The organism is Pseudoalteromonas shioyasakiensis, from assembly GCF_001550135.1.
GTDB lineage: Bacteria > Pseudomonadota > Gammaproteobacteria > Enterobacterales > Alteromonadaceae > Pseudoalteromonas > Pseudoalteromonas shioyasakiensis.
This window is the reverse complement of sequence record NZ_LRUE01000013.1, coordinates 416905-431607: the sequence shown is the minus strand read 5'-3', so window position 1 is coordinate 431607 and position 14703 is coordinate 416905. Positions and strand designations below refer to the sequence as shown.

The following is a 14703-nucleotide window of genomic DNA, read 5'->3' as shown; positions in this document are numbered from 1 at the left end:
TCTCTGTATTTATTTTGAACAGCAAAGACTTAAGAAGTTCAGGTTATTTTCTTATAGCAAACAAATATAGAACGTTCCAAAAAGTACTGTATCAACCCCGTTAATTTGTATTACAATAGCGCTGGGCACACATCTCTACTCCAGAAAAAAGTATTTGTTACTGGCATTTTCAATTATCAAAAATCTATTTTGTTTTTAAATTTATTTTAAAGGAATTACATGACTAACGTAGCCAACTCCCAAGGCAACGCAAGCACGTTTACCATTCTGATAGTATTGGCTTTAGGCACATTCATTTTGGGCCTATCAGAGTTTTCTATGATGCCAATGTTGCCCCTGATCAGCGAAACATTTTCGTCTACGCCAGCGCAAAGTGGTTATGCCATCAGTGCTTACGCGATAGGCGTAGTTGTCGGTGCGCCACTATTTATGATCACAACCGCCAACATGCGTAAGCGAAATGCACTGTTGATGTTTGTCAGTATGATGTTTTTATTCAATGGTTTAAGTGCTTTTGCAAACTCGCTTGAGCAACTTATTTTATTTCGATTTTTAAGTGGTTTACCACACGGTGCCTACTTCGCCGCTGCTATTTTATTGGCAGCCGACATTGCCCCTGCCGATAAACGCGCAAGCTTTATGTCAAAAGTATTTATGGGTTTAACCATTGCCACTATTGTTGGTGTGCCCATGGTCACCCTAGTGGGGCAAAACTTTAGCTGGCGTTATTGTTTGGCAGGTACCGCTGTACTTGCGTTAGTTGCCTTGGTATTGATTGTGAAATACGTACCTAACGTAAAAAATACCGCGCCAACATCGATTCTCGATGAGTTAAGTGTATTAAAGAACAAGCTCGTATGGACTATTCTGGGTATCATCATTATTGGTTTTGGTGGCGTATTTTGTGTTTACACTTACATTGCCGACACTATTTTAGAAGTCACCCATACCCCTGCTTACACTATCTCTATTGCTATGATTATGTTTGGTATTGGCTGTACTTTGGGTAACTATGTATTAGGTAAAGCCGCCGACCACTCACCGCTGAAAACCACAGGCGCAGCGCTAATTGGTGCTGTAGTATTTGCAGCCAGTTATGTAAGCGCAAGCCATAATATTTGGCTGTTATACGCGGTGATTTTCTTTATTGGCTTTAGTGTTGGTTTAGGTACCGTGATCCAATCGCTATTAATGGATGTATCACCACAAGGGCATGCCATGATTGGTGCGCTGGTACAGTGTGCGTTTAATACTGCCAATGCGATTGGCCCTTGGCTTGGCGGCATGGCTATTGCCGAAGGCGCACTCCCTAATCAAACAGGCTATGTTTCGGCGGCACTATTCTTAGGGGGCTTTTTAATGTGGTCGTTAAGTGCGATGCAGATGAAAAGACAAAGCTGTAAGCCTTAAGCTGTCAGCTGTAAGTCTGATCGCTGAAGGCTGAAGGCTATCAGACTTACTCATCCTGAAATATCTCTTCGATACTCAGGTTAAATAAACGCGCGGCTTTAAATGCTAATGGCAAACTTGGGTCAAATTTACCTTTTTCAATCGCATTAATGGTTTGCCTTGACACATCCAAAAGCTCTGCGAGTTTCGCTTGGGTGTAGTTGTGCTCAGCACGAAGCACTTTCAAGCGGTTTTTCATTCTTCGCCCTCGTCGTTTAACTGCTTATTCATCGTTAAAAGACTCACTAAATAGGTTAAGCCCATAAAGAGCACGAGGTGCGATATATCTTCTTTAAAGCTTATTAAACCACTTGATTGCACCACCGAGTAAGCTAAACCAAATACCAAGCTTGCACCCAAGGTAATGGCCATTGCATTGAGGTGCATACGCTGCTGCAGCTCATCCATTCCTTGAAGTTGTCGTTTGTTCGATAAAATCATCATGATGCCAACTACTACATTAATTAAGATTGCTACAACACTAAAAATAGCCTGCTCTTGCCATAAAAAATGCGGCCCAAATGAGGCAATTGCTAATGTAATCACCCATGCTGATGTCCATTTAGCGAGGTTTAGCGTGTTCTGCTTATTACGTTGTTTAAAGGTTAATCCTGTTTGATTCATTATTCTCACCTTAAAAGTAAAGTAAACTTGACTAAAGATTAACCTAGTAACACAAAAAGTCAAATAAACTTTACAAAAATTTTTATACACGACATAAATATGATTTTTTTAATCTCAAAAAAGGCAAGGCGCTTGCTGTTGATCTCATAATATTGTATTAATCAAAGAATTCCGTAATCTTTTAAAAACCGGCCAATCGGACTGCGTTTCTAACAATAACAATGAAGATAACACTATGAATACGGCACTGTTTTTCGTTGGCGAATGGCAAGTTACTCCGGCTACTAATTCAATCAGACGCGGTGAACAAACAAAGCATCTTGAACCCAAGGCGATGGATGTATTACTGCTGCTTTGCGAAAAACAAGGTGAGCTACTAACAAGTGAAGAAATTATCAGCCATTGCTGGCCCAATGTGGCGCTCGGTGACAACCCCCTGCATAAAGTGATCACCCAATTACGTAAAGCCTTTGACGATAAAGCAAGCGACCCGCATTACATAGAAACCATTCGTAAACGTGGTTATCGGGTTATTGCCGAAATCAACTTTCCACTCAACGAAGAACAAAAAGCCAGCCAAACCAGTTGGCAAGGTGATTCGCCCTTTGTTGGCTTAAGTGCGTTTGCACCAGAGCAAGCCGATGTATTTTTTGGTCGTAACAAACAAATTGCCACTTTGCTACAGCGAGTGTCGGCTCAAATTGAGTTTGGTCGTGCATTTTGCTTAATTTTGGGAGCCAGTGGTTCAGGTAAATCGTCGTTAGTTAACGCAGGTGTATTGCCCGCTTTAATGTCGAGTAATGGCTACGATGGTATTAGAGTACATAGTTACTGCCAACTCGACTTTGCCGATGTCAGCAAAGAGCGCTTACTGCTTGATTTAGCCTCAACCTTGCTCGATTTAGAAATAAACGACGCACCTGTACTTAGCGATATAAGCGCAGATGCGTTGGCTGAATTGTTATTAACAGATCCAGAACAGGTTATTTCCCGCTGTAAAACAGCACTTGCAGCGCTAAATAAAGAGCGCACTGCGCCCTATTTATTTTTATTTATCGACAGGCTCGAAGTGCTATTGTCATCGCCGCTATTTAGCGATGACGAGCGCAACCAGCTTTTAGCACTTATTGAGCGCTTAGCAACAAGTGGCTGCATGATCATTTTTAGTGCCTGTCGTAATGACTTTTACCCGCAAGTAGTGAGTCAACCAAGTTTAATGTCGGGCAAAGCCAATGGCGCACATTTTGACTTATTAGCGCCAACTCGCTCTGAGCTTAAGCAAATGATCCGTTTGCCAGCACTTGCAGCAGGCTTAAGTTGGCAACATCACCCAGAGCATCACACACCGCTTGATGAACAACTTTGTAACGATACTGCCAATAACCCTGATGCATTGCCAATGCTGCAATACACCTTGCAACAGCTTTATTTACAGCGCAGCCCAGACAACGAATTATTGTTCTCTGAATACCAAGCGCTTGGCACCATCGAAGGAGCCATCGGCCAAAAAGCCGAACAGGTATTTTGCCAATTACCCAAAGACCAACAAACTGAACTTGCCGCAGTACTTTCTAAACTGATCACCTTAAACCCAGATGGCGAAACACTCACCAGCCGCGCTGCGCGTTGGAGCGAATTAACCTGCCCTGCTGCAACCAAGCTTGTTCAGGCTATGGTCGATAGCCGCTTGTTTGTGTCGCACCTTAAAAATGAGCAAGCCTGTTTTAGCCTTGCCCACGAAGCGCTGCTGCGCCATTGGCAACGCGCCATAGATTGGGTGCAAGAGCATCAACAAAGCTTAGCAATTCAAAGCCGTGTGCAACTTGCCACCGAGCGATGGCTGCTAGAACATAAACACAGCGACTTTTTATTAGCCCAAGGCAAACCGCTGCAAGAAGCACAAAGCCTAGTTAAAAACCCTATGTTTAGCTTATCGAGCGACGAACAAGCGTTAATTAAAGCTTCTAACAACAAAGCGAAACGTAAAAAACGCGTGTTACAAATAACGGCGGCTGCACTTGTGTGCTTAACCTTTATTGCCACATTTATGAGCGTGCGCAGCTATCACGCCGAACAAATAGCAAAACAAAAACGCCAAGAAGCTGAGAGTTTATTGGGTTTTATGGTCGGTGAATTTGCCGACAAACTCAGAAGCGTAAGGCGTATGGATTTACTTGATGGTATTAGCAACAAAGCCCTTGAGTATTTTACCAATCAAGATGAAGAAGCTGCCTCGTTGTTTGACTTTAGCGATAAACAAGCCCAGTTTAATAACCGTTTTCAATACGCTCAAACCTTAGAGGCCATGGGTGAAGTGGCCTACTCTCGCGGCAAAACCGACGAAGCCTTCACCGCCTTTGAAAATGCGCGAACGCGCCTAGAATCATTACTAAAAATTCAACCCAATAACCTAGATGTTTTAATGCTCGCAGGTGCCAATGCCTTTTGGCTTGGTAATTTAACTTATGAGCAAAGTAATTATTTAGCAACTGAGCCAATGTTCAAACGTTACTTGGCTTACAGTGAAAAAATGTATCAGCTTGCCCCTAATGACTTTAATTCAATTATGGAGCTATCTTACTCACACAATTCACTTGGCTCGCTGTATTTAAAGCAGTTTAATTACGCGCTCGCAAAGCAGAGCTTTACTGAGTCTTTAAAACTTAAAAACCAAGCCCTTGAGCTTAAACCTAATAACAAAAACTTATTACGCGATAAAACAGACACCATTAGCTGGATTGCAACCACAGAAGAAAGCCAAGGGAATCTTAACGCTGCACTCGAACTACTTGAGCAAGCCTCTCAAGAGCTAATCAACATGCTTGAAACGTCACCGAATGATGCAAGCATATATAATTATTTAGCAAACACTTATATGCAGCAAAGCTTTTTATTGAGCTACTTCCCAAATAAGAAAGCGGCATTTTTAAAAGCAGAAAAAGCAACCAATGCGATTAATCAAGCAATAATACAAGATCCAAAAAATCAAAAGTTTCAACGCACCTTTTATAGATCACTTGCATACCAATTAATGCTGTTAGATAAAAGCAAAAAAAGTGAAAGAGTAAAAGATGTTTTGAGTTACATTAATAACCAAGGGTTTTCAGATACAACCTCAATAAATATTCAAATTGGGGTGATTCATTATTATATCAATCGAAACCTTTTAAGAGAAGCCGAAGACCTTTTGTTAAAGTTAGAAAGCAACTCAGACTTTATAGAGAGAATTTCTGACACTAGCAAAATAGAAAACCTCGCTGCTCTGATAAAGGTTAATTTAATTAAAGCAAAGCTTGCTGAAGACAAGATAGCAAGACAACAAGCATGCCAAGAAGCTATTAATGCAATTGAAGAAAATAATAACGGCGATAAAAGTATAAAAAGAACTTACCCACTTATTCAAGCTTACAAATGTTTAAACAAGGAAAGTGAGGTAGGTACAATTAAAAGCAAACTAATAGAGTTAGGTATTACTAACTTTGATCTATAAAAAACAACTAGAAGGTAATAACAATGAGCGAAAGTCAAACTTTTAACTTTACAGTGAATGTTACACTTAACACTAAAAATGAAGCTGTATTCACATACTTCCAAGACGGTCAGCAAGTTTCTGGAGGCGGCACTGTCAATGAAAGAAACAGCCTAGGTATTTATACACTTGATGATGCAACAGTGGATGCAGGCTTTCAATTTACAGGTGCTAAATTTGCAAACCTTGAAGGTAATTGCGAGCAAGACTTTAGCTTTAAAGTCACTAACAATGGTCAAACAATTGAGATTGTCGATTCAGATGAAAATAACGGTACTGCGTGTATGATTTTCATCGTTGAGTGCAATGGCACAAGCTATGAAAGTGCAGATCCACAAGTTGAGAACGAAAAAGAAAACTAAAAAACACTCACTTTAAGCTCCTTTTATGGAGCTTTTTTACATTATAAAACAACAAATTAAAACCAGAAGATTACCGGAAGGTTAATTTGCACTTTTTTAAGTAACTTTATAGACACCAAAATCGTTTGCATCGGCAAAAAGGAAACGAACGTGTCTACTAATAAAAATGAACAACCAAGCACTGCAAAACCAGAAACGAAAAACGCACTACCGCAGTCTATCAATTCAGAGCAACTTGCACTGATTGCCCAAATGTTTCAGAACATTCCTGAGGGAGTGTTTATCATTAATGGCCAAGGCACGTTTGAATTTGCAAACCCGATGGCAGCACAGCTTTTAGGTGACAACCAAGAAGCGTTAATCGGGCAAAACATTTTACATTACCTACACGACACCGACCGTGATAAATACATGTATACCCTACTCAGTTGGTTAGACCATAAAGACTCGCCGATAAGTCTTGGGCCAAACGAAGTTAAAATAAACCGTGCCGACAGTAAAACCCTTGAGGCGGATTTATGTATATCGAGCCTGCCAAAAAACATTGCCGTTGCAGAAAATTTATTTATTTGTGTATTACATGATTTATCATCACACAAAGAACAATATAACCGCTTAATTAAACAGGCCACCACTGACCATTTAACCGGCCTTGCAAATAGATTAACCCTTGAAGAATCATTAAAAGAAAACTGGCAAGAAAGCGTACAAACCAACCAAGCTATTAGCACTATATTAATCGACATTGATTACTTTAAATTATTTAACGACCGATTTGGTCATGTAAAAGGCGATAAATGCTTACAAAAAGTAGCAAGTATAATCGCAGAGTCACTCCCTTCTCGCGATTGTTTAGCAGCCCGTTATGGTGGTGAAGAATTCGCCATTATATTACCCCGCTGTCAAAAAGATACGGCCGCCGCCATTGCTAAACATATTCAAATAAAAGTAAATAACATGCCATTTACTGATATAGGTTTACCAAGTGATTTTAGAATAAGTGTAAGTCAAGGAATTGCTTGCGAGTTTAATAATCAATACCGCACTTCTGAGGCATTAATTTGCGCAGCAGATACTGCTTTATACCGAGCAAAAACAGAGGGCAGAAATAAAATCAGTATTAGCGCATAATAAAGGTTAATATAATGTAAATACAGTGAGCTAAATAGCTTGTTTAGATAATCATATAGTATACTTTTATGTTATTTGTTTGTTCCTTTTTTATTGATAAACTGCGAAGCGAAATCAACGTTAGATGGGATCCAACAATGACAATTTTTAAAAAAGTACCTTTGCAACTCGCTATTGCAAGTACACTAGCTACATCAGTGACTGCAATCGCTGCTGAGCAAACAACTGACAACACCGTTCAAGATGTTGAGGTTATTTCTGTTACAGGTACTCGCCGTAGCCTTCGTAGCATTTCTGAAAGTACCGTGCCTGTCGATTTATTAACAAGCCGCGATCTATCAAGCACAGGCCAGCTTGATATGAGCCAAGTATTGGCATCACAATTACCAAGCTTTAACTACCCGAGTGCCACCATTGCTGATGGCACTGACCACGCGAAACCGGCTGTTTTACGTGGCCTTGCCCCTGATCACACATTAGTTCTGATTAATGGTAAACGCCGCCATGCCGGTGCATTATTAAACTTAAATGGTACGGTTGGCCGTGGTTCAACGGCAGTGGATCTAAATAACATACCTACTTCTGCGATTAAACGTGTTGAAATTCTGCGTGATGGCGCTGCAGCTCAATATGGTTCTGACGCGATTGCCGGTGTGATCAATATTGTATTAAAAGATGCCGATGAAGGCGGTAGCGTGAGCTACACATACGGTGAATACGACACACAAATGGCTGGCTCTCCTCAGCTACTAAACACCACAACGGATAGCGAAGGCAACTTAAGCTTTGAAACTGGCAGCGACCGTGAAGTAAACGACGGCATTACGCGCACAGCAAGTGCTAATGCGGGCTTTGCACTAGGCGATAATGGCTTTATTAACGTGTCGATTGAGTCACGTAATAACGAGCCTACAAATCGCTCTGGCTTTGATGCACGTGAGCAATATAGCCGTGATGAGAATGGCGATTTAGATTCGCGTGAATTTGACTTTGACCGCTATAACCACCGCTTTGGTAAAGCCGATACCGAAGACTTCGCGCTTTTTTATAACCTAGGTTATGAGTTTGATAACTCGCTGTCGCTTTACTCATTTGCAAGTTACTCAAACCGTAAAGGTAACTCAGGTGGTTTTTATCGTCGCGCTAAAGATTCTCGTAACTTAACTGAAGTGTATCCTGACGGTTTCTTACCGCAAATTGATACCGATGTAGATGACTACTCATTTGCAATTGGCTTAAATGGCGAAACTAATGATTGGGCTTGGGATGTAAGCACCAATTATGGTCGCAACGATTTTGGTATTGGCGTAAGCAACAGCTTAAATACCTCGATGGGTGTTAGCAGCCCTACAGAATTTGATGATGGCTCGCTTGTGTATGAACAATACCTAGTAAACATGGATGCTAGCAACACACTAGATTTAGGTTTACCTGATGATGTGTTTGTTACGATTGGTGCTGAGTATCGTCACGAAAACTACCAAATCAAAGCAGGTGAAAGAGCCTCTTATCTCACTGTATTAGATGACGATGGCAACCCAGTTGCTGCCGGTGGCGCGCAAGTTTTACCTGGTTTCTCACCAGAAAGTGCAACAGATAAAAGCCGTCATAACATTGCGGTGTTTGCAGAGTTTGATACTTACCTAACTACAGATTGGAACCTTGTTTTAGCAGGTCGTTTTGAAGATTACAGTGATTTTGGTAGTACCTTTACCTCAAAACTTGCTTCGCGCTACAGCATTAACGAGTCGCTGTCGCTACGTGGTGCAATTAGCACAGGTTTCAGAGCGCCTTCACTTGCCCAAACATCTTATAAATCAGTAAGCACTGTTTTTGAAAATGGCGTGCCAAATGAAGTGGGGTTATTCCCTGTTGATGAGCCAGCAGCGCAAGCACTGGGAGCTCGTGATTTAGACGCTGAAGAGTCAGTTAATATGACGGCGGGTTTCATCTTTACGCAAGGCGGCTTTAGCTTAACCCTTGATGCGTATCGCATTGAAATTGACGACCGTATCGTATTGTCTGAAAACTTAAGCGGCCCTGAAGTTGAAGCGATTTTAGCCGAAGCAGGCGAAGTAAATACGCAGCGCGTTCGTTACTTTACTAATGCCATTGATTCACGTACGCAAGGTGTTGATATTGTTGCGACCTACTCACTAGGCTTAGAAAACTATGGTGATTTACGCTTAAGTGCAGCGGTTAACTTTAACGACACTGAAGTAACACACGTTAAAGAAAATCCACCTGAATTAGAGGCGCTTGGCGATAGCTACGAGTATTTCTCTCGTCGTGAAATCACACGCTTTGAAAAAGGTACTCCAGCCGATAAATGGAACCTATCTGCAACATGGGATTATGAAAACTTCCAAACAACATTACGAGCAACTCGTTATGGTGAAGTAGTTGATACTGCAAGCAGTGAAGATGGTGATGAAGTACTTGATGCTAAATGGATTGCTGACTTAGAAGTGGCTTACCGCCCTGATGAGCAGTGGAAGTTTGCATTAGGCGCCAATAACCTATTCGATCAGTACCCTCAAGATACTGTAAGTAATATTGGTTACAGCGATTTCAACCAAATTTTCCCTTATAGTGGCTTTGCGCCATACAGCTTAGATGGCCGTTTTATTTACGGTAATATCACTTATAGCTTCTAAAAAATAGGGCGTGAAAGCAGTAATTGCTAACACGCCCTAACCTACAATGATGAGTGAATAAATTAACTAATTTGAATAGTGTGATACGCCAATAAAGTGCCATCACTATTTTGTGCTGTGTTTAAAATAAACTGCTCATAATCACTACCAAACACGTTATCGATGCTAGCAAGAGTTGTATCTTGTTCACCGCGTGATTTGTAATCGCTGTGAGTGGTACAAATTTCTCTTGCAAACGCATCAGTAAAACAGAACTGGCTAATTACATAGTCGTTATTGTTGTTTGCTACTTTAAAGTGAATATGAATAGTACGGCCAGAATACCAACCAGGGAAATGCGTTTTAAAGTTCACACGGCCACTGCTATCTGTGATCAATGAACCACGGTACCAAGTACTTGCCTCAGCTTCGGCATCGCCACCTGTACAGAAGTCACCGGCAAAACGTGAGCTATCAGAACTACTGCTAGTATCGCCCGAGTAAATACCGCTGGTATCACAGTGCCAAACCGAGATTTCATAATTTGCTAATGGGTTACAGTCGCTATCAATTAACTGTAAGCACAGCATCATAGGTAAACCCGTTAGGCCATCCGAAATATCTTCGTCTGAATCAGCTTGGAAGTAACATGGGCCTTCGGTTGTTGCCTCAGTAAGTGCTAACACACATGCTGTTGATGTTTCAAAAATACTGTCATCAGGAAAGTCATCAGTAATAAGTGCTGTTGTGCCCGATACATAATCACTGTCGTTCGTGGTTGTTGTATCGTCTGTATCAGTGCTGGTATCTGTGCCTGTTGAAGTGTCTGTATCTGATGTTGTATCTGTTGACGATACTGTATCTGAGTTACAGCCTAAAAATGCCAACATAGGCACAGCAGCAACTGAAACACCTAATGTTTTAAGCATTTTTCTTCGAGTATAAAGTTCAGGTTTTAAAGTCATCTTGTGCCCCTTCGCTAACATGAGTAATTAACGTCGAGTATAAAGAACAAATGTAGAGACTTTGTGTAGAAAAAGTGGTGCTTTTATAGAGTGACTAGGATGCACATGCCAAAAAATAGACATTTATAGTATATTCATTTCTGGCTATTACATTTTACTATTACATCTATGAAGTTAATTCACAAACTCTTAATTACCAATCTTATCATTACGCTACTACTGGTGCTGACCATGTTTGGTCTGAATGCAATTTCCAATAAGCGTATGCTAAATAATGTATTTGAAGATATAGATAACGAAGCATTTAACCGAATAGCCTCTGAAATTAGCCTGCAGTATCAGCAAACGGGTTCGATTGGGATGTTTATCGATTCTAAAGCCCTGTGGTATGAGTTAATCAACCGTAATTTTCATTCAAGCCGTTTATTGTTTTCGCCCAATAGCCCAAAACCAGGAGAGCCCGACCCTTTTCCATTAAATGGGCCTCCTGAAAAGCATATGCAAAATGAGCCGATGCCACCCCCCGATGACTTTGGGATGCCACCATCGTTCGATCAAGCACCTGAATTTGCCCCACCAAATGAGTTTAACGAGCTTGCAAACTTTGCTGACATGCATGAGCCGCCACCTCGCAATAACCCCATGGCTGATGACTTCATGCCCTTTGAAAAGCGCCTAAGTTTGCTTGATGAAAAAGGCGAAATATTGATTGCAGGCAATACCGAAACTGAGGTCGTGAACGAGCAAGAAATCACCCACAATGGCGAGGTTGTTGCGGTGCTTCAGCTGCATGCTAACCGCAATCATGTTAGCGCGCTAACTCAGCATTACCTAAATACACAAATTAATATCAGTTTGTGGACAGCAGGGATTGGTTTATTAATTGCGTTATTATTTAGTTACTTACTCGCACGTCATTTTACTAACCCTATTTCGCAGCTGAAAAAAGGCGCAAAAGCCCTTGCAGAGCGAGAGTTTGAGACCAAAATAACCGTCAACAGTAGTGATGAATTTGCGACCTTAGCGGATGATTTTAATCGTATTGCCACAGAGCTCAGACGCTTTGAGTCGCAGCAAAGCCAATGGCTTATGGATATTTCTCATGAACTACGCACGCCATTAACTATTTTAGAGGGTGAATTAGAGGCTATTAACGATGGCATTATCGAACCAAACCAAAAAGCAATAAGCTCACTGCAAGAAGAAGTGGCGCTGTTAAGCCGACTTGTGAACGACTTACATAAAGTCAGCTCACTTGACAGACACAGCTTTAACTATCACATGGAAGCCATTGATTTTAATGCCTTGGTAGCCCTACAAGCGCATAAGTATGCGTTTAAATTTCAATCCAAAAACATCACGCTTAATGCCACCTTACCAGAGCAAACGGTAATGGTTTTGGCCGACCAAAATCGTATTACGCAGGTACTACAAAACATTTTAGAAAATAATTTACGCTATACAGATGAACAGCAAAAAGTCTGGTTAGATTTAACCGTGTCTAACCATCATGTATTTTTGTCGATAGAAGATTCAGGCCCCGGTGTTCCTGATGAGGCTCTTGAAAAACTATTTGATCGCTTATATCGCACCGATAGCTCTCGTAACAGAAAAACCGGCGGTTTTGGCTTAGGCTTGGCAATTTGCCAAACAATTGTTGAAGCCCACCTGGGAAAAATTAATGCAACTAAAAGCCGTTTAGGCGGTCTGTGTATAACGTTAAAACTCCCGCTTGCAGAGGCGCAATAATATGTCAGAAACCTTAGCTAAACAGCATATTCTCGTTATTGAAGACGAAGTTAAAATTGCCGAATTAATAGAAAAGTATTTATATCTTGAAGGGTTTAAAACAAGCCTAATTCACGATGGCAACTGCGCACTGGATGCTGTTAATGAGCTAAACCCTGATTTGATTATTCTCGATATCATGCTGCCTGGCACTAACGGCATCGAGTTGTGTAGCAAGATAAGACAATTCAGTGATGTGCCTATTATTATGCTTACGGCACGGGTTGAAGAAATTGATCATTTAATTGGTTTTGATGTTGGTGCCGATGACTATGTTACTAAACCATTCAAACCAAAAGAGTTAATGGCGCGTGTGAAAGCTATTTTAAAACGACGCCGAATGCCAAGTAGCAAACCTAGTACATTCAAAGCGGGCAATATTATTGTTGATCCGAGCGAATACAAAGTACTGGTAAAAAATGAAGAACTGAAACTTACAATTAATGAATTTAGTTTATTAAAAATATTAATTGCCTCACCTAATAAAGTTTTTTCACGCCAAGATTTACTGACCATGACCCAAGGGAAGTACTTTGAGAGCTACGAGCGCAGTATTGATTCGCACATTAAAAACTTGCGTAAAAAGCTGACTCAAGCCGATCCTGATAGCCATTACATTGAGTCAATTTATGGCGTGGGATATAAATTTAAAATTTAAACAACCTTTTTCACACTTGCGACGACTAACTAAATAACATAACCCATTAGGACATCATTATGAATTTAGTACGTATTAGCGTAAGTGCACTCTTAATCACAGCCACTACTGCCTGTATTGGCCTCTCAAATGCCAGCACAACAAACAACCAAGGTGATTATCGCGTTATCACTTTTAAAGACTGTAAAAAGGTAAGCGAAAGTCCCCTCAATAACGAGCAAATTGCAGCATACCTAGAGCTTGAGCGTGAACAAGTAAAACTTGAAGCACTTGAGCAACCAATTAATGACATAGAGCTACAAGTTTCTGAGTACTCTGAGCAAATAGAAGCAATCACCGAAGAAGCAGTTGCTGAAGACGAGAACCACTTGCGAATTAATAAAAGTTTATTAAAAGAGCAAGATAAGCTGGCTAAAGAACTCAATAAACTTATGGCTGCTCATGATGCCGATTTTAAAGCACTGGAACAGCAAGCAAAATTAATTGAACATGCCGCTAAGCAGTTTGATAAAACTATGAAGCCTTTGATGGAACAAGGTGAGTCAACCCATCTACAAATTTTAGCGCCGGGTGAAGACGAAAAACCAGGGTGTTTTTACACTATCTAAAGCACGTTACCTAGATGTGCGTAAAGTTTCGCATGTGATTGCCGAATGTCTTCTTTATGCACTTGCTTAAACCATTTTAATGCTTGATCTTGCTTTCCTGCTTGCCAATTGATTTCAGCAAGACGTAACTTATAAATAGCAATCACATGTCGATCTGAATCTGTATCCATGTACTTAAGAGACTGTACATAAACTTCATCGGCTTGCTCATAATTTGCCAGAAGTTGGTGGGTACGAGCTAAATTACCTAAAGCAACAGAGATTTTGCGGTTATGGTTGGTTTTTAAAATCCAATCAGCGGCAGTGTTTCGATTTGCAAGTGCACCGTCTATATCACCTAATGAGTGATAAACATTTGCTTTATTCGAAGCCAGTTCAAAGTGGAAAATGGGATCTTTGCTTTTGCCAAAGCGTCGCTCTGCCCTATCAAGAATTTGCAATGCCGTTTCTTTGTTGCCAAACACGTATTGTAGATTAGCCAATTCAACCATACGCATAGGGTTACCAAAGGAGTCGAAGATTGCTTGCAGTTTTTCAAATGCTTTTGTGGCATATTTACGACCTGTTTCGAAGTCGCCTAAATAATGCATTGATTTGGCGTAATAAAAGTAAACTTGCACCTGAAATACAACAGGTAACTCTTCACTGGTAATGAAAGGCTCAGTGCTATCTTTCAAGATTTGATATTCCATTTTGTCGTAGAAATAATCAAACTGATAAGATTTAATTTCATACCAACGCGCAGAGCCAAGCTCACTGCTTGCTAGCTGTTGATTAATGTAATCTAAGCAACTAATTTGTGATTGTTGCTCACAAAACATCTCATGATCACTAAAGTTTTCAGAGGCATTGGCATTAAGGCTCGATAATCCTAACAATAACAAGGCTAACTTTTTCTTCATGCTCTATTTTCTCAGCGATAACTCACTCAGAAAACTAACAAAATTTAACAA

The 14703-nt window shown here is 40.6% G+C and carries 12 protein-coding genes; 8 read left to right on the top strand and 4 right to left on the bottom strand.

What is annotated here, in order from left to right:
- Nucleotides 1-219 precede the first annotated feature (219 nt).
- The gene (locus PASHI_RS07090) at nucleotides 220-1410 is read left to right on the top strand and encodes an MFS transporter (protein ID WP_062565076.1); all 1191 of its coding nucleotides are present in this window, start codon (nucleotides 220-222) and stop codon (nucleotides 1408-1410) included.
- 46 nt (nucleotides 1411-1456) lie between these two features.
- On the opposite strand, the gene PASHI_RS07085 is transcribed toward PASHI_RS07090, so the two are convergent.
- Together PASHI_RS07085 and PASHI_RS07080 are read right to left on the bottom strand one after the other, a co-directional pair.
- Nucleotides 1457-1648: a helix-turn-helix transcriptional regulator gene (locus tag PASHI_RS07085; RefSeq protein WP_054551820.1), complete on the bottom strand. Its 192-nt coding sequence runs from the start codon at nucleotides 1646-1648 to the stop codon at nucleotides 1457-1459.
- Nucleotides 1645-2073 (bottom strand): hypothetical protein, encoded by a 429-nt coding sequence (locus PASHI_RS07080; protein WP_062565075.1) that lies wholly within the window; start codon nucleotides 2071-2073, stop codon nucleotides 1645-1647. Before PASHI_RS07080 ends, PASHI_RS07085 begins: the two co-directional genes overlap by 4 nt.
- 235 nt (nucleotides 2074-2308) lie before the next feature.
- Between PASHI_RS07080 and PASHI_RS07075 the strand changes: the two genes are divergently transcribed.
- The 4 genes from PASHI_RS07075 (at nucleotide 2309) to PASHI_RS07060 (ending at nucleotide 9752) form a co-directional block, all read left to right on the top strand.
- Entirely contained in the window at nucleotides 2309-5563 is a 3255-nt protein-coding gene (locus PASHI_RS07075) for an nSTAND1 domain-containing NTPase (RefSeq protein WP_062565074.1), read from the top strand.
- 23 nt (nucleotides 5564-5586) lie between these two features.
- A complete protein-coding gene (locus PASHI_RS07070; protein ID WP_062565073.1) occupies nucleotides 5587-5964 on the top strand; it encodes a DP-EP family protein in 378 nt (125 codons plus the stop codon).
- A gap of 150 nt (nucleotides 5965-6114) precedes the next feature.
- Nucleotides 6115-7095 carry a GGDEF domain-containing protein gene (locus PASHI_RS07065; protein WP_082710884.1) on the top strand — a complete coding sequence of 327 codons (981 nt, stop codon included), beginning with the start codon at nucleotides 6115-6117 and terminating at the stop codon, nucleotides 7093-7095.
- A 137-nt stretch (nucleotides 7096-7232) separates the two neighbouring features.
- Nucleotides 7233-9752, top strand: coding sequence for a TonB-dependent receptor plug domain-containing protein (locus PASHI_RS07060; RefSeq protein ID WP_062565072.1), 2520 nt, complete (start codon nucleotides 7233-7235; stop codon nucleotides 9750-9752).
- A gap of 62 nt (nucleotides 9753-9814) precedes the next feature.
- On the opposite strand, the gene PASHI_RS07055 is transcribed toward PASHI_RS07060, so the two are convergent.
- Nucleotides 9815-10696, bottom strand: a complete 882-nt coding sequence (locus PASHI_RS07055; protein WP_062565071.1) for a dioxygenase family protein — start codon at nucleotides 10694-10696, stop codon at nucleotides 9815-9817.
- Between the two features lie 231 nt (nucleotides 10697-10927).
- Here PASHI_RS07055 and PASHI_RS07050 point away from each other — a divergent pair, with 231 nt between their 5' ends.
- The 3 genes from PASHI_RS07050 to PASHI_RS07040 are packed head-to-tail and all read left to right on the top strand — an operon-like array spanning nucleotide 10928 to nucleotide 13750.
- Nucleotides 10928-12445 carry an ATP-binding protein gene (locus PASHI_RS07050; protein ID WP_062565070.1) on the top strand — a complete coding sequence of 506 codons (1518 nt, stop codon included), beginning with the start codon at nucleotides 10928-10930 and terminating at the stop codon, nucleotides 12443-12445.
- A gap of 1 nt (nucleotide 12446) precedes the next feature.
- Nucleotides 12447-13142, top strand: coding sequence for a response regulator (locus PASHI_RS07045; protein WP_062565069.1), 696 nt, complete (start codon nucleotides 12447-12449; stop codon nucleotides 13140-13142).
- A gap of 59 nt (nucleotides 13143-13201) precedes the next feature.
- Complete coding sequence (locus tag PASHI_RS07040) at nucleotides 13202-13750, top strand: hypothetical protein (protein ID WP_062565068.1); 549 nt, start codon at nucleotides 13202-13204, stop codon at nucleotides 13748-13750.
- Here PASHI_RS07040 and PASHI_RS07035 read toward each other — a convergent pair.
- Nucleotides 13747-14652: a tetratricopeptide repeat protein gene (locus tag PASHI_RS07035; protein WP_062565067.1), complete on the bottom strand. Its 906-nt coding sequence runs from the start codon at nucleotides 14650-14652 to the stop codon at nucleotides 13747-13749. The genes PASHI_RS07040 and PASHI_RS07035 overlap by 4 nt on opposite strands.
- Nucleotides 14653-14703: the final 51 nt, after the last annotated feature.

Coding starts and splice junctions, on each gene's coding strand:
- PASHI_RS07090 (WP_062565076.1), top strand. CDS start 220: ATGACTAACGTAGCCAACTCCCAAGGCAACGCAAGCACGTTTACCATT.
- PASHI_RS07085 (WP_054551820.1), bottom strand. CDS start 1,648: ATGAAAAACCGCTTGAAAGTGCTTCGTGCTGAGCACAACTACACCCAA.
- PASHI_RS07080 (WP_062565075.1), bottom strand. CDS start 2,073: ATGAATCAAACAGGATTAACCTTTAAACAACGTAATAAGCAGAACACG.
- PASHI_RS07075 (WP_062565074.1), top strand. CDS start 2,309: ATGAATACGGCACTGTTTTTCGTTGGCGAATGGCAAGTTACTCCGGCT.
- PASHI_RS07070 (WP_062565073.1), top strand. CDS start 5,587: ATGAGCGAAAGTCAAACTTTTAACTTTACAGTGAATGTTACACTTAAC.
- PASHI_RS07060 (WP_062565072.1), top strand. CDS start 7,233: ATGACAATTTTTAAAAAAGTACCTTTGCAACTCGCTATTGCAAGTACA.
- PASHI_RS07055 (WP_062565071.1), bottom strand. CDS start 10,696: ATGACTTTAAAACCTGAACTTTATACTCGAAGAAAAATGCTTAAAACA.
- PASHI_RS07050 (WP_062565070.1), top strand. CDS start 10,928: ATGTTTGGTCTGAATGCAATTTCCAATAAGCGTATGCTAAATAATGTA.
- PASHI_RS07045 (WP_062565069.1), top strand. CDS start 12,447: ATGTCAGAAACCTTAGCTAAACAGCATATTCTCGTTATTGAAGACGAA.
- PASHI_RS07040 (WP_062565068.1), top strand. CDS start 13,202: ATGAATTTAGTACGTATTAGCGTAAGTGCACTCTTAATCACAGCCACT.
- PASHI_RS07035 (WP_062565067.1), bottom strand. CDS start 14,652: ATGAAGAAAAAGTTAGCCTTGTTATTGTTAGGATTATCGAGCCTTAAT.